This is a genomic window from Embleya sp. NPDC005575, from assembly GCF_040605455.1.
In the GTDB taxonomy this organism is placed as follows: Bacteria; Actinomycetota; Actinomycetes; order Streptomycetales; family Streptomycetaceae; genus Embleya.
The window spans coordinates 51,321-76,337 of sequence record NZ_JBEXCV010000020.1; the positions used below are offsets into that span (position 1 = coordinate 51,321).

The 25,017-nt window shown below is 70.8% G+C and carries 17 protein-coding genes and 1 riboswitch; of the genes, 9 read left to right on the top strand and 8 right to left on the bottom strand.

Annotated features, from left to right (window positions below; translation table 11 throughout):
• Nucleotides 1-2: 2 nt before the first annotated feature.
• On the bottom strand, nt 3-1,130 hold the full coding sequence (locus ABZS54_RS09795) for an acetate/propionate family kinase (RefSeq protein WP_355532909.1): 1,128 nt from the start codon (nt 1,128-1,130) through the stop codon (nt 3-5).
• Between the two features lie 587 nt (nt 1,131-1,717).
• Here ABZS54_RS09795 and ABZS54_RS09800 point away from each other — a divergent pair.
• The 6 genes from ABZS54_RS09800 to ABZS54_RS09825 all read left to right on the top strand — a co-directional run bounded on the left by ABZS54_RS09800 (nt 1,718) and on the right by ABZS54_RS09825 (nt 8,112).
• Nucleotides 1,718-2,170 carry a pyridoxamine 5'-phosphate oxidase family protein gene (locus ABZS54_RS09800; RefSeq protein ID WP_355532911.1) on the top strand — a complete coding sequence of 151 codons (453 nt, stop codon included), beginning with the start codon at nt 1,718-1,720 and terminating at the stop codon, nt 2,168-2,170.
• A 155-nt stretch (nt 2,171-2,325) separates the two neighbouring features.
• Nucleotides 2,326-2,496: riboswitch (cobalamin riboswitch) on the top strand.
• 197 nt (nt 2,497-2,693) lie between these two features.
• Nucleotides 2,694-4,193 carry a CoA-acylating methylmalonate-semialdehyde dehydrogenase gene (locus ABZS54_RS09805; RefSeq protein ID WP_355532913.1) on the top strand — a complete coding sequence of 500 codons (1,500 nt, stop codon included), beginning with the start codon at nt 2,694-2,696 and terminating at the stop codon, nt 4,191-4,193.
• Nucleotides 4,194-4,197: 4 nt separating this feature from the next.
• Nucleotides 4,198-5,340 (top strand): acyl-CoA dehydrogenase family protein, encoded by a 1,143-nt coding sequence (locus ABZS54_RS09810; RefSeq protein ID WP_355532915.1) that lies wholly within the window; start codon nt 4,198-4,200, stop codon nt 5,338-5,340.
• A complete protein-coding gene (locus ABZS54_RS09815) occupies nt 5,337-6,416 on the top strand; it encodes an enoyl-CoA hydratase/isomerase family protein (protein WP_355532917.1) in 1,080 nt (359 codons plus the stop codon). The genes ABZS54_RS09810 and ABZS54_RS09815 overlap by 4 nt, the downstream gene beginning before the upstream one ends.
• The gene (gene mmsB / locus ABZS54_RS09820; protein ID WP_355532919.1) at nt 6,413-7,339 is read left to right on the top strand and encodes a 3-hydroxyisobutyrate dehydrogenase; all 927 of its coding nucleotides are present in this window, start codon (nt 6,413-6,415) and stop codon (nt 7,337-7,339) included. The genes ABZS54_RS09815 and mmsB overlap by 4 nt, the downstream gene beginning before the upstream one ends.
• Nucleotides 7,336-8,112: an enoyl-CoA hydratase gene (locus ABZS54_RS09825; RefSeq protein WP_355532921.1), complete on the top strand. Its 777-nt coding sequence runs from the start codon at nt 7,336-7,338 to the stop codon at nt 8,110-8,112. Before mmsB ends, ABZS54_RS09825 begins: the two co-directional genes overlap by 4 nt.
• Nucleotides 8,113-8,282: 170 nt before the next feature.
• Here ABZS54_RS09825 and ABZS54_RS09830 read toward each other — a convergent pair whose 3' ends face one another.
• Nucleotides 8,283-9,482, bottom strand: a complete 1,200-nt coding sequence (locus ABZS54_RS09830) for a hypothetical protein (RefSeq protein ID WP_355532923.1) — start codon at nt 9,480-9,482, stop codon at nt 8,283-8,285.
• A 543-nt stretch (nt 9,483-10,025) separates the two neighbouring features.
• Between ABZS54_RS09830 and ABZS54_RS09835 the strand changes: the two genes are divergently transcribed.
• A complete protein-coding gene (locus ABZS54_RS09835) occupies nt 10,026-12,347 on the top strand; it encodes a UvrD-helicase domain-containing protein (RefSeq protein ID WP_355532925.1) in 2,322 nt (773 codons plus the stop codon).
• Nucleotides 12,348-12,552: 205 nt separating this feature from the next.
• Here ABZS54_RS09835 and fxsT read toward each other — a convergent pair whose 3' ends face one another.
• The 6 genes from fxsT to ABZS54_RS09865 form a co-directional block, all read right to left on the bottom strand.
• Nucleotides 12,553-16,539, bottom strand: a complete 3,987-nt coding sequence (gene fxsT, locus ABZS54_RS09840; RefSeq protein ID WP_355532927.1) for an FxSxx-COOH system tetratricopeptide repeat protein — start codon at nt 16,537-16,539, stop codon at nt 12,553-12,555.
• The gene (gene fsxC / locus ABZS54_RS09845) at nt 16,536-17,729 is read right to left on the bottom strand and encodes an FxsC protein (RefSeq protein ID WP_355532929.1); all 1,194 of its coding nucleotides are present in this window, start codon (nt 17,727-17,729) and stop codon (nt 16,536-16,538) included. The genes fxsT and fsxC overlap by 4 nt, the downstream gene beginning before the upstream one ends.
• A 32-nt stretch (nt 17,730-17,761) precedes the next feature.
• Nucleotides 17,762-19,894 carry an AAC(3) family N-acetyltransferase gene (locus ABZS54_RS09850; RefSeq protein ID WP_355532931.1) on the bottom strand — a complete coding sequence of 711 codons (2,133 nt, stop codon included), beginning with the start codon at nt 19,892-19,894 and terminating at the stop codon, nt 17,762-17,764.
• The gene (locus tag ABZS54_RS09855; RefSeq protein WP_355532933.1) at nt 19,891-21,039 is read right to left on the bottom strand and encodes an FxsB family cyclophane-forming radical SAM/SPASM peptide maturase; all 1,149 of its coding nucleotides are present in this window, start codon (nt 21,037-21,039) and stop codon (nt 19,891-19,893) included. Before ABZS54_RS09855 ends, ABZS54_RS09850 begins: the two co-directional genes overlap by 4 nt.
• A 41-nt stretch (nt 21,040-21,080) precedes the next feature.
• Nucleotides 21,081-21,269: an FxSxx-COOH cyclophane-containing RiPP peptide gene (gene fxsA, locus ABZS54_RS09860; RefSeq protein WP_355532935.1), complete on the bottom strand. Its 189-nt coding sequence runs from the start codon at nt 21,267-21,269 to the stop codon at nt 21,081-21,083.
• A 126-nt stretch (nt 21,270-21,395) separates the two neighbouring features.
• Nucleotides 21,396-23,564, bottom strand: a complete 2,169-nt coding sequence (locus ABZS54_RS09865; RefSeq protein WP_355532937.1) for a tetratricopeptide repeat protein — start codon at nt 23,562-23,564, stop codon at nt 21,396-21,398.
• Nucleotides 23,565-23,800: 236 nt separating this feature from the next.
• Here ABZS54_RS09865 and ABZS54_RS09870 point away from each other — a divergent pair, with 236 nt between their 5' ends.
• On the top strand, nt 23,801-24,109 hold the full coding sequence (locus ABZS54_RS09870) for a hypothetical protein (protein ID WP_355532939.1): 309 nt from the start codon (nt 23,801-23,803) through the stop codon (nt 24,107-24,109).
• A 221-nt stretch (nt 24,110-24,330) separates the two neighbouring features.
• Nucleotides 24,331-24,921 (top strand): TetR family transcriptional regulator, encoded by a 591-nt coding sequence (locus ABZS54_RS09875; RefSeq protein ID WP_355532941.1) that lies wholly within the window; start codon nt 24,331-24,333, stop codon nt 24,919-24,921.
• Nucleotides 24,922-25,017: the final 96 nt, after the last annotated feature.

Genomic DNA, 25,017 nt, shown 5'->3' on the forward strand with positions numbered 1-25,017 from the left:
GTTCAGCCCGCCGTCTCGCGGGTTTCGCGGGCGATCGCCACGTCCTCGCGGGCGGTGACGACCACGGTACGCACCGATGCACCCGAGGCGCCGATGTCGGCGTCGGCCCATGCCCGCGCGTTGGCACCGGGATCCAGAGCCACGCCCAAAAAGCCCAGCTCGGCGACCGTCGCGGCCCGCAGGGCGTCGTCGTGTTCGCCCACTCCCCCGGTGAAGGCCAGCACGTCCAGGCCGCCCATCGCGGCGGCCATGGCGGCGATCCGGGTACGCACCCGGTAGGCGTAGATCGCCCGTGCCGATCGGGCGCGCGGATCGCCCGCGTCGGCGTCCGCTCGGATCGCACGCATGTCGCCGCCCTGCCCGGCCAGCGCGCTCAGACCGGCCTCGTGCTCCAACACCCGCTCCAGTTCCTCCAGTTCGACGCCGTTGCGAAGCAGCCAGACGAGCATGCCCGGGTCCAGGTCACCGGCGCGGGTGGCCATCACCAGGCCCTCCGTGGGAGTGAAGCCCATCGTGGTGTCGACACAGACCCCGCCCCGAACCGCGGCCAACGACGCCCCCGCGCCGAGATGGCAGCTGACCACACGCGCCGACGACGGTTGTAGGCCGACCAGTTCGCTCGCCCGCGCCGAGGCGTAGGCGTGCGACAGCCCGTGGAAGCCGTAGCGCCGCAGACCCCATCGGGTGCGCCACGCCTGCGGGAGCGCATAGGTGTGCGCCTCGGTCGGCAAGGTGCGGTGGAAGGCGGTGTCGAAACAGGCGACCGCGGGAAGGTCCGGGCACAATGCGCGGATCGCGTCGATGCCGGCGAGCGCCCGGTCCTGGTGCAGGGGCGCGAGCGGGCGCAGCGCGGTGATCCGCTCGTACACGTGCGGATCGAGCCGGGCCGGGCCGGTGAAGTCCGCACCACCGTGCACGATGCGATGTCCGACGGCTTCGACGGGCCCGGCCGCGTGCACGAACTCGGCGAGCGCCGCGGACGGAAACGTGTCGGCGCAGCGCAGGTTCGAGGTGCACTCGATCGTGTCGTCCGACTCGACCACCGACACCTTCAGGCTCGACGAGCCCGCGTTGACGACCAGGACCCGACCGGGGACGGCTGACTGTGACCGGGTCGCGTCAGCGCTCATCGCGCACCACCACGTCGGCCGGGACGCGCCCCGGCTCGCGGCCGGCGGTGGGTCCGGTGCTGTTCGAACAACCGTACGGCGTACCGTGCTTCGCGGCGGCCGAGGAGGCGACGGCGCGCGGGTGGGCGGGGTGTCCCAGGATGGGCAAGGCAAAACACGGCGACGGCCTCCGAGGTCCATGCGTCGATGCGGTTTTCAGGACACCGCATCGCGCTTTCGCGCACCCGGGCCGAACGGCCCGGGGCCTGGGGCCGTACGGCCCTGACGCGTCGACGGCGCGCCAATCGAAACCATACCCATGCTCGGGCGGCCACGGGCAGTCACGACCGGGCTCGCACCGCCGCGCGCATCGGCCCCGCTCGGGGCCGGTCGGCCGAGCCGGCGTCTCGGCGACAACCGGCTGTTGGACCCGCCGATTCGGGCCGGTCGGCCCTGGTTCGGGCGTCACGCCCGCGGGAGGCTGAAGCCACGGCCCGAGCGCACGGCCGAGCGCGCCGGCATCGGGCGCGGCGTCGACAAGAGGGAACCGACCGACACAGGGCCGTTCGGCCCTGGTCGGCGCCCGGACGGGATTCGAGGGTTGAGAAATGAGCGAACACCCCGTGACAAAACGCGCCCTCGGCCGCCGGGAGACGTTGGAGCTGATGGCGAGCGCCCGGGTGGGCCGTGTCGTCGTCAGCGAGGGCGCGCTTCCGGCCGTTCACGTGGTGGCCTTCGCGCTCGACCGGGAGTGCGTGGTGTTTCGGGCTCCGCTCGGCTCCCCGCTCGCGAAGGCCGCACTCGATGCGGTGGTCGCCTTCCAGGCCGACCACATCGACCCGGCCGCACGGACCGGCTGGACCGGCACGGTCACCGGCCACGCCTCGCGAGTCCACGATCCCTCGGCCGTCGCCCATCTGGATCGCCTGCTCCCCGAGGTCGACGGCGACGAAGGGGAGCAGGCGTGGATCCGGGTCAGCTCGGAGTTCGTCACCGGTCTCCTCAGCCAACGCCGAACAATCGGCACGCCGTCCGCGGTTCCCGACGCCCAACAGGCGTAAAAGCCGCCGTTCACCCGGTATCCCCGGCGCATCCTCCGCCCGATCCCGAAATGCCGCGCCGCAACGCGGCCGATGGCCGGCGGGCCGCGGGCCGGTCGGTGACCGTACCGGGTGGAGCCGGCGCTGGACTTACTAGGACGTCCGACTATATCGTCTTCAACAACAAGGTCCGCGGTGCAGGGAAGTCGGTGTGAATCCGGCATGGTCCCGCCACTGTGACCGGGGAGTGCGCTGCCGCAGCACCAAGCCACTGGCGAAGGCCGGGAAGGCGGGCATCGTGCGTGGATCCGGAAGTCAGGATACCGGCCGCGGGTATATCCGTGTTGTCCACGAGGATGGAGCAAACACGCATGACACCGGTCCGCGCACCCGCCCCGGATGATCCTGCGAACGTCGAACTCCCCAGGAGTTCCTGATCATTTCGACGTCGACCCGCACCGGGCAACCACGCGCACCCGCGCCGAGGTTGCGTGGGCGGGTCATGCCCTCCTCCGGATCGCACCTGACGAGAGACAGGTCGTTCATGGTCCGCGAGCTTTCCCACTTCATCGGCGGCAAGCACGTCCTCGGTGCCTCCGGCGCGTTCGGCGACGTGTACGACCCCAACACCGGACGAGTACAGGCACGCGTTCCGCTCGCGGATCGCGCCGACACCCTGGCGGCGATCGCCGACGCCGAACGGGCACAACCCGCGTGGGCCGACTGGAACCCCCAGCGACGCGCCCGGGTTCTGGCCCGCTTCCTTCAACTGGTGGAGCCCGAACGCGAATCGCTCGCCCAGCTCTTGTCGGCCGAGCACGGCAAGACCATCGCCGACGCGCACGGCGACCTGCAACGCGGCCTGGAGGTCGTGGAGTTCGCCATCGGCATCCCACACCTGCTCAAGGGCGAGTTCACCGACAACGCGGGCACCGGCATCGACGTGCACTCGCTGCGTCAGCCGCTCGGCGTGGTCGCCGGCATCACCCCGTTCAACTTCCCGGCGATGATCCCGTTGTGGAAGATCGCCCCGGCCATCGCCTGCGGCAACGCGTTCGTGCTCAAGCCCTCCGAGCGCGACCCCTCGGTGCCGCTGCGCCTGGCCGAACTCTTCCTCGAGGCGGGACTGCCGCCCGGCGTCCTGAACGTGGTCCACGGCGGCAAGGAGAGCGTCGACACGCTCCTGGAGGATCCGCGCGTGCAGGCCCTGGGCTTCGTCGGCTCGACGGCGATCGCCGAGTACGTCTATACGACGGCCACCGCGAACGGCAAGCGCGCCCAGTGCTTCGGCGGGGCCAAGAACCACCTGATCGTGATGCCGGACGCGGACCTCGACCAGGTCGTCGAGGCGCTGATCGGCGCCGGATACGGCTCCGCCGGCGAACGCTGCATGGCCATCTCCGTCGCGGTGCCCGTCGGCGCCGAGACCGCCGACGCACTGGTGGACAAGCTCGTCGCCCGCATCGCCACACTGCGCGTGGGCCCCTCGCACGACCGGGACGCCGACTTCGGCCCCCTGGTGGGCCGGGATGCACTGGAACGGGTGCGCGGCTACCTGGACATCGGCGTCGCCGAAGGCGCCAAGCTGCTCGTCGACGGCCGCGACGTACGCGTACCCGGCCACGAGGACGGCTACTTCCTCGGCGCGTCGCTGTTCGATCACGTGACGCCCTCGATGCGGGTGTACCGCGAGGAGATCTTCGGCCCGGTGTTGTCGGTGGTCCGCGCGGCCTCCTACGAGGACGCGCTGCGCCTGGCGAGCGAACACGAGTACGGCAACGGCGTGGCGATCTTCACCCGGGACGGCGACACCGCCCGCGACTTCGGCCGCCGGGTGAACACCGGCATGGTCGGCGTCAACGTGCCCATCCCGGTGCCGGTGGCCTATCACACCTTCGGCGGCTGGAAGCGATCCGGATTCGGCGACCTGAACCAACACGGGCCCGACTCGATCCGCTTCTACACCCGGACCAAGACCATCACCTCGCGCTGGCCCTCGACCGCGCGCGAGAGCGCGAACTTCGACATCCCCACGATGGACTGACCCGGTGAGCGCGCTCACCGACGACCAGCTCGCGATCGTCGAAACCACCCGGGACTTCGCCCGCGAACACCTCTCCCCGCACGCGATCGAATGGGACCGCACCGGCCACTTCCCCGTCGACGTCCTGCGCAAGGGCGCCGACCTCGGCCTCGGCGGCATCACCGTCCGCGAGGACGAAGGCGGTTCGGGGCTCGATCGACTCGACTCCGCACTGATCTTCGAGGCGCTGGCCGGCGGCTGCCCGACCATCGCCGCCTACTACTCCATTCACAACATGGTCGCCTCGATGATCGACCGGCACGGTACGCCGGAGCAGCGCGCACGCTGGCTTCCGGGTCTGTGCTCGATGCGCGAACTGGCCAGCTACTGCCTGACCGAGCCGGGAGCGGGATCGGATGCCGCCGCTCTGACCACCCGTGCGACCCGCGACGGCGACGACTACGTCCTGCACGGGGTCAAGCAGTTCATCTCCGGCGCCGGATCCTCCGCGGTGTACGTGGTGATGGCGCGCACCGGCGCGGACGGCGCCCACGGGATCTCCGCGTTCGTCGTGGAGGCCGACACCGACGGGCTGTCTTTCGGGCCGAACGAGCGCAAGATGGGCTGGCACGCCCAGCCCACTCGTCAGGTGGTCCTGGAGGGCGTGCGGGTGCCCGCGGCGCACCGGCTCGGCGCCGAGGGCGACGGGTTCAAGATCGCGATGGGCGGCCTCGACGGCGGCCGGATCAACATCGCCGCCTGCTCGCTGGGCGGCGCGCAGGCCGCGCTTGAGGCCGCCGTGAGCCATCTCACCGACCGCGAGGCGTTCGGCGCGCGGCTCATCGACGCGCAGGCCCTGCGGTTCCAACTCGCGGACATGGCAACGGAACTCGAGGCCGCCCGCACGCTGGTGCGACATGCCGCCTCCTCGCTCGACGAGGGCGACCCCAGGGCACCACAACTGTGCGCGATGGCCAAGCGGTTCGCCACCGACACCGCCTTCTCGGTGGCCGATCGCGCGCTGCAACTGCACGGCGGATACGGCTACCTCGCCGACTACGGCATCGAGAAGATCGTTCGCGATCTGCGGGTGCACCGCATTCTCGAAGGAACCAACGAGATCATGCGCGTGATCGTCGCGCGCGGACTGATCGGAGCAGCCCGATGACCCCCACCACGGACCGGGACCCGGTGCTGACCCACCGGCAGGCGGCACTGGGCCGGATCGTCCTGAACCGGCCCAAGGCGCTCAACGCGCTCACCCACGACATGGTTCGGCGGATCGACGCCGCACTCACCGCGTGGGAACACGACGACGGCGTACGGCTGGTGGTGATCACCGGCGCGGGCGAACGCGGCCTGTGTGCGGGCGGCGACATTCGTGCCATCCACGCCGACGCCGTCGCCGGCGGCACCGCGAGCCTGGACTTCTGGCGCGACGAGTACCGGCTCAACGCCCGCATCGCCCGCTACCCCAAGACGTACGTCGCCGTCATGGACGGCATCGTGATGGGCGGTGGCGTCGGCATCTCCGCGCACGGCGCGCTGCGCATCGTCACCGATCGCTCGACGATCGCCATGCCCGAGACCGGAATCGGCTTCGTTCCGGACGTGGGCGGCACCCACCTGCTCGCCCGGGTCCCGGGCGAGTCCGGCACGCATCTGGCGCTGACCGGATCCGCGATCGGCCCCGGCGACGCCATCGCCTGCGGCCTCGCCGACCACTTCGTGCCCTCGCACCGCCTCGACGCGATGATCGATGCGCTGGCCACGCGCGAACCGGTGGACGTCGTCGCGCGCTTCGCCGAGCCGGCGCCGGCCGGCGAACTCGCCGGGCGGCGCGGCTGGATCGACGCGTGCTACGCGTGCGACAGCGTCGAGGAGATCCTCGATCGCCTCGAGGACAGCGGGGAACCGGCGGCGAAGCAGGCCGCCGAGCAGATCCGCGCCAAGTCGCCAACCGCGCTCAAGGTGACCCTGGCAAGCCTGCGCCGGGCCCGAGAACTCGGCTGCCTGGAAGCCGTGTTGGAGCAGGAGTACCGGGTGTCGAGCGCGGCGCTGAGCGCGCCCGACCTCGCCGAGGGCATCCGCGCCCAGGTGATCGACAAGGATCGTGCGCCCCGCTGGTCGCCCGCGACGCTGGAGGCGGTGGGGCCCGAGGACGTCGACCGATTCTTCCGAGCGCCGGCCGAGGGTGCCCCGGGTCTGGAGTTCGCGTCCGCGACCACGGAGGTCGGCCGATGACCGGCACCATCGCATTCGTCGGACTGGGCAACATGGGTGGCCCGATGGCCGCCAACCTGGTCGCGGCTGGGCACGTCGTCACCGGATTCGACGTGGCTCCCACGGCTCTGGAGCAGGCCCGGGACAGCGGCGTGCGGATCGCCGGCTCACCTGCGGAGGCCGTCGCCGACGCGGACGTGGTGATCACCATGCTGCCCGGCGGGGCACACGTTCTGGACTGCTACCAGGGCCCGGCCGGCCTCCTGGCCGCCGCGCCGGTCGGTGCGGTCTTCGTCGACTGTTCGACGATCGATGTCGCCGACGCACACGCCGCGCACGCCGCGGTGCGCGCGTCCGGCCGCCGGGCCCTGGACGCGCCGGTATCCGGCGGTGTGGTCGGCGCGGTCGCCGGCACGCTCACATTCATGGTCGGCGCCGACGACGAGGACTTCGCCGCGATCGAGCCCGTACTGACCGCGATGGGACGCCGCGTGGTGCACTGCGGTCCTCCCGGTGCCGGGCAGGCCGCGAAGATCTGCAACAACATGATCCTGGGCGCCACGATGATCGCGGTGAGCGAGGCGTTCGTCCTGGGCGAGCACCTCGGGCTCTCCCACCGGGCGTTGTTCGACGTCGCGTCGGCCGCCTCCGGGCAGTGTTGGGCACTGACCTCGAACTGCCCGGTGCCCGGGCCGGTACCGGCGAGTCCCGCCAACCACGACTACCGGCCCGGCTTCGCCGGCGCCCTGATGGCCAAGGACCTGCGGCTGGCCGCCAACGCGATCCGCGCGGGCGGCGTGTCCGCCGAACTGGGCCTGCACGCGGCCGAGATGTATGAGGCGTTCGCCGAGAACGGTGGCGCCGACCGCGACTTCTCCGCCGTCATCCACGCCATCAGAGACCGCACCGACACCGCATCCGGCGAAGGGAACGACCCCGCATGACCGAGTACGAGACCATCCTGATCGAGCGCCACGATCGCACCGCGCTGATCACGCTCAACCGGCCCGCGGCGCTCAACGCCCTCAACCTCCAGGTGATGGCCGAGGTCGTCGACGCCGCCACCACGCTCGACCGCGACCCCGACGTCGGCGCCCTGGTGATCACCGGGTCCGCGAAGGCGTTCGCCGCCGGCGCCGACATCAAGGAGATGCAGCCCAACGACTACATGGACGTCTACCTCTCCGACTGGTTCTCCGCGTGGGACCGACTCGGCGACGTCCGCAAGCCCACCATCGCCGCAGTCTCCGGCTACGCGCTCGGCGGCGGGTGCGAACTCGCGATGTTGTGCGACATCCTTCTCGCCGCCGACACCGCCGTCTTCGGCCAGCCCGAGATCAAGCTCGGGGTCATCCCCGGCATCGGCGGTTCGCAGCGGCTGACCCGCGCGATCGGCAAGGCCAAGGCGATGGACCTGTGCCTGACCGGCCGCACGATGAACGCGGACGAGGCCGAACGCGCGGGCCTGGTCTCGCGCGTCGTCCCCGCCGCCGACCTGCTCACCGAGGCACTGGCCACCGCCGAGACCATCGCGGGCATGTCGGCGCCGATCGCGATGATGGCCAAGGAGAGCGTCAACCGCGCCTTCGAGACCACCCTGGCCGAGGGCGTGCGCTTCGAACGGCGGCTGTTCCACGCCACGTTCGCCACGGCAGATCAGAAGGAGGGCATGGCGGCGTTCACCGGGAAGCGCTCGCCGTCGTTCATCCACCGCTGAGCAGCCGACCCGATGCGGGCGGGTTGCCTCGCCCGTCGCGCCGTTGGGCGACCTGCCGCGACGGCGGGAACGCGGACAGCCGGGCCGGCACAAAGGCCGGCCCGGCCGTTCCGGACCACTACGCCCGCCTGCGTGGGCTCACCCGACGCTCGGCACCGGCGCGGTCGTTCTCAGTCCTGCGGGATGTAGACCAGGCACGTGGAGAACGCGTTCTGTTGCACGCATTGGAACAGCGGGTTCCACCGACTGCTGTTGTCACCGACGGCCTGGGTCAAGGTGTCGGAGCACGCATCGTCGGTCAACCCCCAGAGGGATCCCTGCGGCCAACCAGCCTGATTCGTGCGGCTGTCGATCGCCGCGAGACAGGCATCCGACGGGTTGTAGCGTTTGACCTCCGCCAAGAATTCCTGGTACTTGGGGTTCTGGACCGAGGCGGCCCGGTCATCCAGGGTCTTCTTGGCCGCGTCCTTCGCCTGCTGCGGCGCGTTCGGGTCCTGGAGAGTCGCCAGCGCTGCGCTGCTCTCCTGCAGGGTCTTCTGGATCTGTTGCACATCCGCCGCCTTCTTCGGCGCCGTCGTCGAATTCTGGGCGGCCAACAACCCGTCACTGATCCCCTCCAGGACCTTCACGGCGTACGCGCGCTGTGCCGGCGACAGCTTGGGATTCTGGATCCCCTTCATGGAGTTGGCGAGGTCGGCCGCCAGTCTCCGGTACACGTCCCGGTCCGCCGGCGCGATCTTCGGGTCCAGACTCAGGCGCACCGACTCGTTGATTCCCCGGACGAGTTTCGTGTACGTCGCCTTGTCCGCAGGCGATGTCGTGGGGCTCTGGATGATCTTCAGTGCGTTGTTGATTTCCGTCACGACCCGCGTGTACTCGGCTTTCGCCGCCGCAGATGTCAGCGGGTCCTGAATGGCGTTCAACGCCTTGTTCAGCCCGTCTCTCAGTTTCTGCTTCACGTCCTCCGGTACATTCAGCGCCGCGATTTTCGCCTCCACCTCCTTCTTCGTATTCGGCGGCAACTGCGGCGGCGATTGGGAAGTTGTCGGCCCCCCCGTACCGGGCGCGCTCGTCGTCCCACCCGAACTCGGCGCGCCCGGCGACTTCGGCTGCTCCGAACCGGGTGTGTTCGGTGCCGGTGTGTTCGGCTTCGGCGTGTTCGGTGCCGGCGTGTTCGGCCCGGGAGTGTTCGGCTGTGGCGCGGGTGGTGTGTACGGCGGTGGCGCCGGAGTATCGGCGGGCACACCGGTCGTACGCTGTTGAGCGAGGGTGTGCGGCGCTGCCGCGGCAGCGGTGGGCAAGGCGAGTGCGGCCGCCAAGCAGGACGTACCGACGATGCGGGTGATCTGTCGCCGCGCGATTTTGCACATGACGCTTCCAGGTGTGTTCCGAGGTGATCTGTGCTGCTGTGCCGTTGTCGGCTCGGCCACTGACGGCCCACGTTCACCGGAGACCAGGACTCAACGGTGCACACGTATCGACAAGGACAACTCTTCGCCCCCTCGCCGCCTGTCGCAACTCAGGCACCACACGACCACCTGCGGCTGCGGTCGGCGATGGTCCATCCGTACCCGGGACATGCCCGCCCCGGGACATGCCCGCCGCCCGCGAAGAGGGCCGGCCCTTAGGGGCGACCCTCGGCAACTACCGTGCCGGATAAGGCAATCGCCCCCGACTCGGAGTTCGCCGGTGGTCGGGGCCGTACGTGCCGCGGGCGGGTCGGCGGTTCACTCGTCACCGGGGTGCCGTGGGTGCGTGCACGCTCGCTCACGGCGTTGCGGACCTTTGCAATAAAACCCCGGACGTCTTGACGTCCGGGGTTTTATACGAGGTATAGTTAATGGTTCTGAATATCGGTGTCCACACGGTATTCGGAAGCGTTATGGAGACATAGTAGCCGCCCGGGAGTCGAATTGTCAAACGCCGAATTGCGACACGAGCAGGAATTCGTCGATGTGCTGTACGCACGCCTCGCGGACCTGCGTGCCGAGGCGGAGGCCGCCGTGACGAGCGCACTCGGGCGCGAGTACGACGGCACCCGACAGGCGCGCGTCGAACGGGACATCGCGGTCTTCGAGCATTCGGGCCTGCTCGCGGCATTCGATGCCGGCGCGAACGGCCTGTGCTTCGGGCGATTGTTGTTCCGCGACGGCGCCGACCACCACATCGGAAGGATCGGTATCCGCCGCGACGACGCCCGGCACACCCCGCTGGTCATCGACTGGCGCGCCGACGTCGCACGGCCCTTCTATCTCGCGACCGGGTACACCCCGATGGGCCTGCGGCGCCGGCGGCACATCACCACGTCCGGGCAGCGGGTCACCGCGCTGCACGACGAGATCCTCGACCTCACGGACGACAGCCGCACCGGCTTCGAGGGCTCGGACGCCGACGCGGTCCTGCTCGCATCGCTCGACGCGGCCCGCACCGGGCGCATGCACGACATCGTGCAGACCATCCAGGCCGAGCAGGACCGCATCATCCGTGCGCCGCATCGCGGCGTCCTCGTGGTCGAGGGCGGCCCGGGCACCGGCAAGACGGTCGTCGCACTGCACCGCGCGGCGTACCTGCTGTACGCGAACCGCACGCACCTGACCCGCCGCGTCGTGCTCGTGGTCGGCCCCAACCCTGCCTTCCTCGGCTACATCGAGGATGTCCTGCCGTCGCTCGGCGAGACGGGCGTGCAGTTCGCCACACCCGGCGAGTTGTTCCCGGGCGTCACCGCGACCGCCGTCGACACCCCGGAGGCCTCCGAGGTCAAGGGACGGGCCGCGATGGCCGAGGTGCTCGCCCGCTTCGTGGCCGACCAACAGACGGTGCCCGGGACGCCGTTGGTGATCGGGCACGACGACGGCGATCTGTTCCTCGACGCGGGGATCGCTCAGGCCGCCCGGAGCAAGGCGCGCGCGACGCTGCTGCCGCACAACCTCGCCCGCGCGGCTTTCGCGGCGCGCGTGATCGACGGCCTCGCGGAGCAGTTGGTCGACCGGCTCGGCGCGGACCCGTTCGGCGGGCCGAACTTCCTCGGCTCGGAAGAGATCGCGCAGTTGGCGATGTCGGTCGCCGAGAGCCCGGCCGTCCAGGCGGCCGTCGACGAGTTGTGGCCGCGCCTCACCCCGCAGGGGCTGCTCGCGGACTACCTGGCCGAACCGGTGTACCTATCCGACGAAGACGCTGCGGCGGTCCGGCGTCCGGCCGGGTACGACCCGGTGTTCGGGACGTGGATGACCGACGAATGGACGGTGGCCGACGTACCGTTGCTCGACGAGGCCGCCGAACTCCTGGGTGAGGACGACTCGTTGGCGCGCGCTGCGGCGGCGGCCGAGCGCCGGCGGCAGATCGCGTACGCGCAGGGCGTGCTCGACCTGTCGTATGGCTCGCGCACACAGGAGTTCGAGGACCGCGACGACGAGGACTCCGAGGTGCTCGGTGCCCACGACCTCGTGGACGCCGAGCGCCTCGCCGCACGCCAGGAGGAGCTCGACCATCGCACCTCCGCCGAGCGCGCGGCGGCGGACCGCACCTGGGCGTACGGCCACATCGTGGTCGACGAGGCCCAGGAGCTCTCGGCGATGGCCTGGCGGTTGCTGATGCGGCGCAGCCCCACCCGGTCGATGACCCTGGTCGGCGACCCCGCGCAGACCTCGGAGCCGGGCGGGTGCGGGTCGTGGGAGCGCATCCTGGTGCCGTATGTCGAGAGCCGCTGGGAGCGGGTCCGGCTGGGCGTGAACTACCGTACGCCGACCGAGATCATGGAGGTCGCGGCCGACGTGATGCGGGCCGCCGAGCCGGGGTTCGAGCCGCCGGAGTCGGTGCGCTCGACCGGCGTCAAGCCGTGGTCGCGCCACACCGCGGACCTGCCGGCGGCCGTGGCGTGGGCGGTCGCCCACGAGGGGGTCGCTCGGGATGGCGCCCGGGACGGGACCGGCGGCGATCCGGAGGCTCCGGTCGAAGGGCGCCTTGCCGTGATCGCGCCGCGCGAGCTGATCGATGCGGTGGCGGCGGCGGTTCCGCACGCCGAACGAGGCGTCGAGCCGGACCTCACGCGGCCGTTGGTGCTGCTCGACCCCAAGCAGGCCAAGGGCCTGGAGTTCGACGCCGTGATCGTCGTGGAGCCGGCCGCGTTCGCGCTGGCCGACCTGTACGTGGCACTGACCCGGGCAACGCAGCGACTCGGCGTCGTACACACCCGCGACCTCCCTCCGGGGCTCACCGGCCTCGTCCAAGCGGGGTGACGGGGGCGGTCCGGGCGAGGTGAACGGAGCGCGCGGGCGGGGTTCGGCCCGCCCGCCGCGTCCCGCGCCCTCCCGGGCTCCGCCGGGGCCGGACCGGACCGGCCCTGTCCGGCGGGATCCGGTCGCGACCGACCTCACCGACTCCCGAGGGCCCGTACTCCCGAACAGGGCGTGGCCACAACGATCCTTCCGACGCCTGCCCCGGTCAGATCGGGGGGATCTCCACGTCGAAGTTGATGCGGCGGCCTCGGAGCATTTGTTGGTATGTGGGATGTCGGCTGCCCGAGTGGGACTCGACGCGTGCCATCGCCTCGCTTACCTCGCGTTCGGCTCCCGGTGCTCCGAACAGCCGGCGCTCCAGCGCCGCGTTGTACGCGGAGCACAGCACCCGCGGAGGACGGTCGGGGGCGAAGATCCGGCGGAACCCCGCGTTGGCGAGGGCGTCTTCGGCCGCCGCCTCCTCATGCCGGCCCAGGACCGAGAGCGCGCCCGCTCGGGTGGTCCGGCAGGCCAACGTCATCGGGTGGTCCGCGCCCAGGACCTCCTCCATCCAGCCCAGCGTGGCCGTGCTCGACTGGAGGGCGAGGGCGGCTTCGCCGTACAGCGTGTTGAAGATCGCCAGGTTGGTGGCGCACGCGAGCGAGAACGGATGCGTGTCCCCGAGGCGATCGCGATACCGCTGGTAGGTCTCCGTCGCGATGTCCACCGCCTCCCCGTAATTCGCGGGGCGCTCGCGCGCCAGTGTGGCCAGATCGCACGCATACCCGATCGCGCAAGCCAACGTGTCCGGATGCAGTTCGCCGAAGCGGCCGCGCAGCATGGTCAGGATGCTCCGACTGAGCGTCAACGCGGCCTCGGCATCGCCCAACCGCCGATGCGTCACGGTCAGGAATCGATCCGTGACCAGGACCACGTCCGCGCTCTCGCCCTCCTTGGCGACCTGCCGCTCGCGTGTGTCCAGCAACAGGCTCAGCGATCCCTGGTAGTCGCCGGTCTCCCGGCGGTCCAGGGCCAACCGGTTCGCCGAGTGCCAGGTCGCCGGGTGGTTGTCACCGAAGATTTGGCGACGGCGACGATAGTTCTCCTCGTTGAGTCGAAGGGCTTCCATCGGGCGACCCACGAGGTTGAGCGAGATGCTCAGGTTGTTCGCGGCGCGCAGAGTGTCCGGATCGTTCGGGCCGAACGCACGCTTGCTCAGTTCGTACGTGCTCTGTTCCTGTTCGAAGGATTCCCGGTACAGGCCCAGTGCGCGCAGGTCGGCGCCGTAGTTGCGGGCCGTGACCAGGATGTGGCGTTGGTTCGGCTCGACCAGCAGGCGCTGCTTGGTCAGGGTGTCCCTGTCCCGGTCGTGTGCCTCCTGGTAACGGCCCAGCGAGCGAAGCGGGTTCGCGACCTGTGCGGCGAGCCGCAGGGTGTCCGCGTCGTCCGGAACGATCCGCTCCCGCCAGCGGGTCAGCACCTCGTCGCCGAGGTCGACCGCCGCCTCGTGGTCGCCGGTGCGCCACATGTGGCGGACCTGGCCCACGATCCATTCGCGCACGGCGGGAGCTGCGCTGTCGATCGCTCCGGAGACCTGGAGGTGCGGCAACAACTCGGCATACTGCGAACGCACTTCGGGGCTTTCCTCGTTCACGCCGGTCATCGGTCGGGCGGCGGCCAGTGCCTCGTGCACCAGTTGCCGCGTCGCCTCGTACGCGTCGGCGTCCTCGGCCAGCCACTCGCGCGCCGCGGCCTGGAGCAGCCGGTGGACCTGCACCGTCTCCCGTTCGACGCGGGCCAACGCGTAGTGGCCGAGGTCGCGGATCAGGTCGCCGAGCACCATCGGATCCCGCACCGCCGGTTCCAGCTCCGCGAGATGACCGCCGATCACGTTGCCGTACAGCAGTCGGGTGGCGATCGGCTCGGGCGACAGAAACGCGCACAGTTCCAGAAGGCGTGCGGCGGCGGGGCGTTCGGCCTTCAGCCGGTTCACCGACAGCCGCCAGATCGCGGTCAGCGGGGTGCGATCGGAGGTGGCCGTGCCCTCCCCCATGCTGCCGACGGCGGCCAGTGTGCGGCCCACCTGCCTGCGGACCCGCTCGAGGTAGGTGTCGACCGGCATGCCGGTCTGCCTCAGCCAGGCCGCGGCCTGCTCGACGGCGAGCGGGAGGTCACCGAGTTCGGCGGCGACCGCGGACGCGTCGTGCACGGACAGGTTCGCGACGCGCCGCCGGAGCAGTGCGATGCTTTCCGGGCGGGAGAAGACGTTGACCTGGAAGGGCTCCGACTCGCCTCGGGCGGCGGCGTCGCGGGAGGTGATGATCACATGCCCGGGGCCCCGCTCCGGCAGGTAGCGCCGGAGCCCCTCGGGATTCTCCTCGCTGTCCGCGTTGTCGTAGACCAACAACCACGGCCCGTTGACGTCGCTTTCCAGCGCGGTCAACACGGCCTGGCTGCGCTCCGCGACGGTCGAGCCCCCCACGTGCAAGTGTTCGCCCAGCTCCGCCAGGGCCGGCGGGATGCGACTGTGCTGGTTGGCGCCGACCCACCAGATCACGTCGTACTGCGCGCCGTAGCGGTGCACGTACTCCAGTGCGATCTGGGTCTTGCCGATGCCGCCGAGGCCGTACACCAGGGCAACCCCGGGTGGGCTCGTGCCGTCGAGGGGGTGGGCGCCCAACAGGCCGCGAAGGTTCTCCAGGAGATCGTCACGACCGGTGAAGACGCCATAGCGGGGTTGGGCGTTGGACACCTTTGCCCCCTGGCCCGGGAATCTCGGGTCGGGCGGCACCGCCGTATCGGGCGGGGACAGGGCGAAGGCGCCGAGGATCACCGCACGCGCCTCCTCCGCGTCGAGGTTGTTCAGCGCGACCGACGTGGCGCCGGGCAGGTTGAGCAACACCGGTTCGTCGAGCACGGATTCCAACGGTTGCACGCTGATCACCCGCGGCGCGTCAGGCCCGGTGTCGCCGGCGAGCTGCAGGACCTCCCTGGCGAGCGGAGTGAGCGCGAACTCGTGCGACAACAACGCGATCACCACGTCCGCAGCCCCGCCGGCGGAACCCTCCGGCATCGGAGGCGGTTCGGCGGAGACACTGGCGGCCCGCAGCGTGACCGTCATCCCGACGGAGCGCAACTGTACGGCGATCCACTTCGCCCACATCCGGTCCCGTAGGGCGTACTCGATACGGACCCTGGCGAAGGCCGGTTCGGCCTCGTGCGCCCGCAGACGTTCGAACCGCGCGAGCAGTGTGCGCCGTTGCTCCTCCGGGATCGCCACGAGCGACCCGACCCGGCCGCGGCTGATCACCGAGGTCAGGCGTTCGTACGCGGCCAGCAGGCTGGTGTCCTGGCGCGGGCGGTCCCCGATGGTGGCCAGGATCTCCTCGTAGGAGTAGAAGGGCTTGTAGGGAATCTCCACGTCCGCCCAATACTTGTCCCGCCCTGCGGCGGAGAGGTGGGCGAGAAAGGGCTCGAACCTTCGGCGGGCGTAGTCCCGGCTGACCTCGAGTTTGATCATTTCCGAGTAGTCGACCCGCATCGGCACGGGCAAAATCCGCACCCGAGGGGCCGCGTACTGTACGTCCCGGGCCACGCTCGCGGCGCCGTCGACGGCCTGGGTGCTGAGCGTGAAGCAGTTCACCAGGACATCGGGGAGCAGCAGGGTCGTGATCCCGGAGGTGTCGCTGAACCCGGTGCGACTGTCGATGAGGACGTAGTCGTAGTGCTCGCGCATGTCCGCGGCCAACGCGAGCAACAGGTTCTTGCCGTCGCGCCGTTCGTAGAAGCCCCGCCAGTCGTAGGTGTTGACCGTCTCGGAGTACTCCGGTGTGCGCTTGCCCGAGGAGACGAAGTCGATGTAGCCGCCGTCGGCGAAATCCCAGCGCAGCGAGGAGGCGTATCGGTCGACCCGGGCGTACTCGTGAAGGTGTTCGGGAGCCGGTTTGGGTTCGAGCATGTCGAAGGTTCGCACCAGGTCGATCACGCCGGGCGTGGAGTCGAGTCCGTGGTCGCGCAGGAAGGGGCCGAAGTACGGGTGCAGACCCGGTGCTTCGAGGTCCCAGTCCATGGTCAGCACACGCAGGCCGTTCCCGGCCAGGATCCACGCGACGTTGGCCAGCGCCATGGTCCGGCCGGTGCCGCCTTTGAAGGAGTAGAACGTCACCACGGTGCCGGGGGCCGAAGGTTCGGGGGCGGCCGGGTCCTGGTTCACGAGGAGGAACCTCCAAGCAGGGGGAGCCTGTCGAAACTTCCGGTCGGCATGACGGGGGATCGTCGGTGCGTGTCCGCCTTCATCGCGTCGTTCTGTGCCCGTGCCAGCGTCTCACGCAGGGCGCGGGTGAAGCGATCGCGATCGGGAACCGCCCAACAACCGCTTTGTACGGGGTACTTGCCACGCAGTCGCGGCAGACATCGGTCCAGGGCGGCGTCGAGCACGTCGGCGTGGGCCGCGGACTCCGTGTCGTCGCGCGGTCTGGGCTCCAGCACGGCGGCCGAGACCACGGCGTCGTCGACGGATGCCAGCAGCGAGCGCAGGGCTGCCGTCCTGGTGATCCAGGCGTCCACGAGAAGCACGGTCAGCTGTCCGGGATTGGGGTGCCGGTCGGCCGACGCGGGCAGCGTCTCGTCGAGAAGCTGCACGGTCGAGGTGAACTCCAACTCGCCCGCGGTCTCCCGGGCGAGCGCGACCAGGGATTTCGATTCGGTGTGGTCGTAGGGTGCCCAGTCCAGCGGATCGGCTCCATAGAACCTTCGACTCGTGCGTTCGGTCGGGAGCTCGTCCACCCCGAGGCCGGACAACACGAAGTCCACCGTGTGGCGCGGCGCGGCGACCGGAGCCGGCCGCGCACGCCCGTTGAGACCGTGGCCGAGCGGCGCGACCCGGGCGCGGGCGGATGTCGCCGGGGACAGGAGGCGGTCCGCGACGGCGTGCAGGACCTCCTCGTACTCCCGGCGGTAGCGAGGCTTGAACCGCAGCAGGTGCAACAGCCCTTCCCGCTCGTAGGTCGGGGACGAGACCCGGATCTCGGCGGGCCAGTCCCCACTCGGCGCCATACGCTCCACACCAGGCGGCATCGGGGTCCAGATGATCGGGACGATCACGTCCATGGCGCGTTTGGTGCGCGACCAGTGCACCTCCGTTCGCTGCTGGAAGAAGGCCCACTCCCGGGTGCAGTCCTCCCGCGCGAAGTAGCGCGAAGAATGCAGAACGACCAGCTTGAGGCAGCGGTCCATCAGCTCGGCCGACGGCGGGCCCAGGCGCCGGTCGGGCAGCACACCCACCTGGCCCGTGGGTCGTTCGGTGCGTTCGGCCACCACGAGCGACAGGTCGCCGAAGAACTCGCGGACCCACAGATCGTCCATCCTGCGGACGTGGCTCAGGTAGAAGTAGTGGTCCCCCATGCGTCCCCTTCACACATCACACGATTCCAGGATCAGCGATCCGGGCGGTGCTCGCGCAACCAGTTCGTGGCGAAGCCGACGGCCTCGTCCAATCTGAACAGCCTCGTCCGCCACTGCCCGGCCGCCGCCACGCGCACCGCCCCGGTGCGTTCGAACGCCTCTCCCAGTGCCGCGAAGTCGTGGTTGCTCAGCCGGGTGTCCATCGCCTCGACCCACCGCCGGTCGCCTCGGGCGTCGCGAACCAGGCTGCGGTACCCGGTCGTCGGCGACTGCCCGAGGCGATACTCGGCCAGGTGGAAGGTGATGTTGGCGGCGAAGCCGACGTCCCACAACAACACGTGCGCCCCGGCCTGCTCCATGCGGCCCAGCGGTGAGCGTTCGCCGTAGTGACAGTCGGGCGCGTGATCGCGCATCAGGGCCGAGGCGTGTGGCCCGATCCCGGCGAACGAGGTCCTGGGGTGGTCGCTGCGCACGGCTCCGGGCAGTCGGCGTACGTGCTCGGCGAGCGCGCCCATCCGGTGACTGGGCGTGCGCTCGGGTTCGAACGGCGGCATCTCCGAGCGCAGTCCCGGCCACCAGTCGGCGGGGACCGGGCTGTGACACGTGCGATGCCAGGTCGAGGGGTCGGTGTTGTCACTGGTGGCCGTGGGAACCACCAGGGTTCCGCGCTCGCCCAGCACCTCGCGCAGCGCACGGGTGAGCACGTCGGGACCGCCGTCGACGCCACCGAGGGGGGTCGACGGCGCCAGGACGAGCAGCACCGATCCGCTCCCGAGCCCCGACTCCGTCAGTGCCGTGGCCGTCGCGCTTGCCGTGCGCGCGACCGGGCGGCTTCGCACGATGCCGGGGTGCCGCGGGTTCACCCGGGCGGCGTCGTGGGCGTCGCGGGCCCGGTCGGCGGCCTCCTCGACCATGTGGTCGACGAATCGCCGTCCCGGAACCGTCAGTTGCCGACAGTTGCCGAGCGCCGCCAACGCCGCGTCCACCTGGTCGCGGTAGCGCACGAACCGCCGTTCGGCGCGGGCCCGGGCAACCGGCGGCACCAGGTGTCGGTAGTGGCCCCACAGACCGGTCAGCGCGAGGTGTGCGTAAGTGCCCTGGAGCACGGCCTCCAACGGGCGGCGATCCGGTCGCCAGCCCACGGTGTACCGCTGGGTCGCGTCCCCTTCGTGCAGGTCCACGAGATCCGTCAGGGCGCCCAGGGCGATGTGGCTCGCCTCGTGCACAAGCGTCTCCGCCAGACGTACCGGATCGGCCGTCTCGGTGATCCCGATCGCGCCGTGGGCGTCGCGCACCGTGACGCTCATCGCCCGGCCGGAGCGCGCCGCGAGCGGCACCACGCTCGTGCACAGGCTCGCGCAGATCCGGGCCCGATCCGGGAAGTGCTCACACAGCACGGCCCACGCGTGGCGCAGCGCCGTGTCCCACCGCGCGGCCCGTTCCGGCGTGAGCGGCGACCCGATGTCCTCGCGATGCGCGTCGCGATAGGGGTCGCCGTCCTCCAGGACGACGCGCAGCACCGGTCCGGAATCGGGGGCACGGGCGGTCACGACGCGCGCGGGCTGCCAGTACGGGAGCGTGTCCTCGGCGGTGCTCGATCGCGGATCGCGGGCGGGAGCGGCGGCGTCCACGATCGGCACGCGGACCTTGCCGCCGGGGAGGTGGATCACCCCGTCTTCGAGCCGCACCACGACGATGCCCGCCGGCACCCGCATGGACCCGAGCGTGGGCAGGGACACGATCCCGGCGCGGACCGGCAGTTCGAGCCGGACCGGCAGCCCGGCGCGGGTGGCCGCGGCGGCCGCGACGGCGGTGAACCAGGCGAGTTCGTCCCGAACCCGGAATCCGGGCGACCTGCCGTGCAGCCCGCGCAGGCAGCGCATGGCCCAGACGCCCAGGTGGGGGTGCATCAGGACGGACTCCAGGGCGCCGCGGTCGTGCCGGGTGACCTCGGTCAGCACCGCCTGCGCTCGCTCGCCCCCGGATTGCCGCCAGGGGGAGGGAAAGCGTGTTCGGGCCGTTCGGGCCAGCGTGTGGACCAGGAGCAGCCGACGACTGAGCTGGCCGGTACGCAGCGCCTGCAGCGCGGCGGGCCCGGGCCGGCCGCGGGCCAGTTCGCCGAAGTCCTGCGCCGTGAGCCGCACGCCGACGAGCCGGGGGATCACGACAGGCTCCGCAGGAGTTCGCGGGTGTCGGCGCGGACCCGATCGCGGATGTGCCCGGTCAGTTCCTTGAGGTCGGCGCAGTAGACGGAAGGGTTCGCGAATCCCGACGCCGGCAGGTAACGATGCGCACGGATTCCACCGCCGCACAGCTTCATCACCTCACACGCACGGCAGACGTCCGCAAGCCCCGCCTCGCCAAGGCGCCACTGCGCGATCTGCGGGTGCCGGCCGGCCGCGTCGAAGTCGTGCGCGAAGACGTTCAGGCCGGTGGCCGCCGCTCGGTCGTAGCTGGAGTGCAGCGAGTCGGCCTGCTCGATCGCCCCGTCGGTGGCCACCACGAGAAATCCGGGTACCGAGAGCCCGACGGCCTCCGAACGCGAGGAGCCGCCGAGGCACACCGCCATGATGTCGTCGAACAGCCGCACGGACGTCTCGCGTACGGGGCTCTCGTACCATCGGGTGAAGACCGCGAGCAGCCAGCGCGCGTAGGGCGTGCCGAGCGGGTCGTGTCCCGGGGGCGGGAACTGCCGGTTGGCGTGCGGGAGGAGGAAGTCGATCCGGGCGGGCTCGTGCCCGAGCAGCGCCTCGTAGGTGCGGACCGGGTCGTTGGCGAGGTCGACGGTGCACAACAATCCCGCGTACAGGCGGCGGTGTTCGGGTCGGCGCAGCAGCGCGATCCCGGCGGTGGCCGCGGCGTGGCTGCCGGTTCCGTCGCGCCGGCGTCGGTGTCGGTCATTGGCATCGGCGTCACCGTCGAGGCTGACTCCGACGCGGATGCCGTGGCGGTGGAACAGAGCCATCCACTCGGGGTCCAGGAGCGTGCCGTTGGTCTGCACGGACAGGTTCAAGGCGGTGCCCGCGGGCAGGGCCGCACACAGTGTCCGGGCCAGTGTGTCGACCCGGTCCCGACCGGCCAGCAGCGGTTCACCACCGTGCAGCGCGACGTGCACGACGGGCAACGCGTGTCGATCGGCGTGCCGGGCGATGCGTTGCGCGAGCCGGCGCATGGTCGGTGCGGCCATCGCGCGCGGCCGGCTGCGCCAGGACGTGTCCCGTGCCTCGTAGACGTAGCAGTGATCGCACGCGAGATTGCAGCGGCTGTGCAGCTTCACCACGAATTGGCGGAAGGGCGGCGGCTCCGTCATCGTGCCTCCTCGGAGACCGAGTCCCGGCGCCTGGGCACCGGTCAGTCCTCGAACGCCGAATCGAAGGCACAGAAGACGGACTCGTCGCTCAGCGCGTCCCGCAACACCCGCCGCAGGGCCGAGGCCAACGCCGTGTCCGGCAGTGCGTCCAGATCACTTGGCGTGACATCGGAGAGATCGAGTACGTCCGATCGCACGTCGTCCGCCGCCGCCTCGGTGTGTGTGCCCATCGGCGGTTCCTCGGCAGGAGACACGCGGCCAGGCCTCCGTCCACGCGGCAGCCGACAACGGTGGTCCCTGCCGAATTACTGGGTCGATGAACTGCGTTGCTTAGCCTAGCCGATTATCGACGCCGTTCAGGCGGACTCGCTGCCATAGCGCTCGACGAAGACGCGTTGTGCGTGCAGGGTGCCGGGGTCCGATGCGCCCAGGTGGATCCGGTGCAGGTCCAGCGCCCGGACGAACAGGGCGCGAGCGGCGGCGAGCCCGCGTGCACCCGCGGTCGCGAGGGCCAGGTTCAACGCGGTGCGCAGGGTGTCCGGGTGACCCGCGCCCAGCAACCGCTGCTGCCGCCCGAGCACTTCCTCGTACAGCGGCAGGGACTCGCGCGGATCGAGCGACTCGTCCGTGACGACCGCGAGGTTGTGCATGGTCTGCAGGGTCGCCCGGTGATCGGAGCCCAGCGTGGCGCGCTGGCGATCGAGGACCCGGGCCAGGATGGGCAGCGCAACGGAGGGACCCTCCAGCGCTCGCACGACCATCGCCAGGGCGTGCCAGGTCTCCAGCGCCGCCGGGTGATCGTGCTCGAACGCAAGCTCCTGCCGCGCCAGCACGTCCTCCAGCCGGGCGCGCGCCGCCTCCGGGCCCTCCAACTGCCAACTCGACATGGCCAGCCGGTGAAGCGTCGCGAGGGTGGAGGGGTGTGCGACGCCGAGCACACGTTCACGGTCCTCGTGCACACGCTCCAGCGCCGACACGGCGGCCTCCACGTCGCCGAGTTCGTGGACGACCAGACAGCGGTTGTGTCGGGTGCCCAGGGTCGACGGGTGGTCGGATCCCAGCACCCGGCGCTGCCGCTCGAGTACCTCGTCGAGCAAGCGCAGGGCGGGCGCGGGCCCTTCGAGCCAATTGAGGACCAGGGCGAGCCCGTGCCGGGCGCTGAGCGTGTCGGGGTGGTCCCGGCCCAGGTTGTGTTCGCGGGCCTCGGCGACGTCCAGGAACAGGCGTCTGGCCTGCTCCGGTTCGGTGTCGGTGCACAGGACCGCGAGCAGGTGCAGGCTCTCCAGGGTGCTCGGATGCTCGGCGCCCAGGGCCCGCGCGCCGTCCGCCGCGACGGCCTCGGCGAGCCGAACAGCTTCGGCTTCGTCTCCGACCGCCCAGGTCAGCGCGGCGAGCGAGCGCCGCAGGGCCAGCACGGTGGGGTGGTCCGGGCGCATGCCCCGGGTGGCCCGCTCGACGAGCTCCACGAGCGACTCGCGGGCCGGCTGTACCTCGCCGGTGTCCCCGATGGCCAGCGCGTACGCCCTTTCGGTCTCGAAGGTCGCGGCGTCATCCGCGCCGAACACGGCCCGGAAATCGGGCACCAGGTCGGCCAGCAAGTCGCGGGCGGAGAACCAGTCGCCGCGCGCCTTGGCGACCATGGCACCGCCGCGCCGCGCCGACAGCACGATGCGGTCCCGGGGGCCGTGCCGGGCGCTGCCGGTGCGGATCAGCCGGGCGTACTCGGCCCGGGCGTCCTGCAACCAGCCGCACCGCCAGGTGAGTTCCGCGCGGAGCAGGCCGACGCGACGGGTCATCGGGTGCTCCTCGCCCAGTACCCGGGCACAGTCGTCGAGGAGCTTGCCGGTCAGGTGCAGCGCCGCAGCCGGCGAACGCACGTGCTGGGCGAAGAATGCCACCGCGTAGCGGGCCGCCAGGCTCGTGGCATGGTTCGGGCCCAGCTCGGCGCGCGCCCATCGTTCGAGGAGTTCGGCGCTCGTGCAGGCGAGTTGCGGTGCACCGACCTCCTCCGCCAAGCCGATGATCACGAACAGCTTGGCCAGGTGCGCCGGCTCGGCCGTCGGGCCGAAGCCCAGTTCCGCCCAGGGCACTCCGAGCAACGAACCGTCGGGTGGGGTCCGGTCCCACGCACCGAACGGCTCCGCGGCGACCGACGCGTCGGGCCGCCGCGGCGAACGTCCCCGCGGCGCCGAACCGTCGACGAGCGACTGCCAGCCCCGTTCCCACCACACCATGTCGTCGAGCGGTGGCTCCACCGGCAGTTCGCCCTGGCGAGCGTGGCACAGGAGGCAGATCAGGACCGATCGCACCGGGTCCCACTGGGTACCCACCGGAGTGTTGCGATTGTCCATGTAGTTCTGGGCCGTGCTGTGCGAGAAGGGTCGCATCGGCACCGACGGGTTCTCGGCCGACCGCTCGGAGGATTCGGCCAGGGATCGAAACGTCGGGTCCCCCGCCATGGCCCGCAGCCGGCGCAACGACGCGCGGAACTCCGTCCACGATTGCGGCATCCTCGCCTCGGTCACGCTCGACCCCCTCGCGCACTGCGCGTCGGATCCGCGACCGCAGCTGTCTTGGACACCCGGACAAGACACGTGACAGCAACGCTTGGACACCCGAACCCGCACCGTGGATGTCTTTTTCGTCCGGATCACGTATTGGATCCGAACTCCCGGCCCCGTACCGGGCTGTACTCGAAGCCTAGCCGGGATGAGGTGCCCGGGAGGGATGGAGAAGCGAGGGTCCGATGAACACTATTGCGTTGAACATGTCCGAAGTCCCGCATCTGACGGTGCTCTTGCTGATCCTGGTGCGTGCCGTGGTCGCACTGGTCGCGAACGTGCGGTCGGCCGACCGGCACAGCGGTCGGCCCGCTCCGTCCGACCGCGCCCGAGGCGCCGACCGGGCCGACGGGTCCGACGGGTCCGAGCCCGCGGGCGAGGACGTCGTGCGCCCGGATGCCGACGACGCGACGACGGAGCCCGTCCGACGTCGTCGCCGGACCGCGGACGCCACGCTCGACGTCCTGGCCCCGCTGGCCGACCTGCTGCAACTGATGGTCCGACGCTGAGGCTTCGCGGCCGGGCACCGCCGTGGGGCGTCGGGCGCCTCGGCCGCGACACGGACCGCGCACGTTCCGGGCGGCCCTCGTTGGAGCGGCGCCGAATTCGCGCAACCTCGCATGGCATTCAAACCACTCCACTTGAAGTACTTCATTTGATGCACTTCACTTGACGTACTTTGCATGAAGTGCTTCACTCGACCTACTTCGGAACGAGGAGGGGGTGCGAGATGCGTCAAAACCCGGCCCGTCGGGCCGCGCTGCTCGACGGTGCCATCGAGGTGCTCGCCCGCGATGGTGCGCGCGGCCTGACTCAGCGCGCCGTCGACAAGGAGGCGGGGGTGCCCGTCGGCACCGCGTCCAACTACTTCCGCGACCGCGACGATCTGCTCGTCCAGGCCGGCGCCCGCGTCTACGAGCGGCTCAGGCCGAAAGAGGACGCGCTCGCCGAGATGTTCGACCAGGCGCGGGACGCCGCGTCGTACGGCGCGATGTTGCGGGAGAGTGTCGGCAGAGTCACCGCCTTCCCGTCCGGGCATCTGGCGCTGCTGGAGCTTCGATTGGAGGCCACCCGCAAGCCGAAGCTGCGCACCCTGCTCACCGAGCGGGTCCGGGCCGACATCGACGAGAACGTCACTCTGCACGAGGCCGCGGGCCTGCCCGGCGGCGCAACCGCCGTCCTACTGATGTACCTGGCAATTAACTGGTTGGTCGTCGAGCAACTCACGCTGCCGGGCGTCTTCACCGACGCCGAGCGCGACGAACTCGTCACCCGGGCAGTGGAGCGCATCGTCGCTCCGTTCCCCACGACCACAAAGTAACGCCGCGCCGGCACCCACCCCGGCCGGCGCACACCGCCACCCTGAACTCCATCGCAACCGCGATCACAATCGCAACAGATCGACAAAGGGACTCGT

Coding starts and splice junctions, on each gene's coding strand:
- ABZS54_RS09795 (WP_355532909.1), bottom strand. CDS start 1,130: ATGAGCGCTGACGCGACCCGGTCACAGTCAGCCGTCCCCGGTCGGGTC.
- ABZS54_RS09800 (WP_355532911.1), top strand. CDS start 1,718: ATGAGCGAACACCCCGTGACAAAACGCGCCCTCGGCCGCCGGGAGACG.
- ABZS54_RS09805 (WP_355532913.1), top strand. CDS start 2,694: ATGGTCCGCGAGCTTTCCCACTTCATCGGCGGCAAGCACGTCCTCGGT.
- ABZS54_RS09815 (WP_355532917.1), top strand. CDS start 5,337: ATGACCCCCACCACGGACCGGGACCCGGTGCTGACCCACCGGCAGGCG.
- mmsB (WP_355532919.1), top strand. CDS start 6,413: ATGACCGGCACCATCGCATTCGTCGGACTGGGCAACATGGGTGGCCCG.
- ABZS54_RS09825 (WP_355532921.1), top strand. CDS start 7,336: ATGACCGAGTACGAGACCATCCTGATCGAGCGCCACGATCGCACCGCG.
- ABZS54_RS09830 (WP_355532923.1), bottom strand. CDS start 9,482: ATGTGCAAAATCGCGCGGCGACAGATCACCCGCATCGTCGGTACGTCC.
- fsxC (WP_355532929.1), bottom strand. CDS start 17,729: ATGGGGGACCACTACTTCTACCTGAGCCACGTCCGCAGGATGGACGAT.
- ABZS54_RS09855 (WP_355532933.1), bottom strand. CDS start 21,039: ATGACGGAGCCGCCGCCCTTCCGCCAATTCGTGGTGAAGCTGCACAGC.
- fxsA (WP_355532935.1), bottom strand. CDS start 21,269: ATGGGCACACACACCGAGGCGGCGGCGGACGACGTGCGATCGGACGTA.
- ABZS54_RS09875 (WP_355532941.1), top strand. CDS start 24,331: ATGCGTCAAAACCCGGCCCGTCGGGCCGCGCTGCTCGACGGTGCCATC.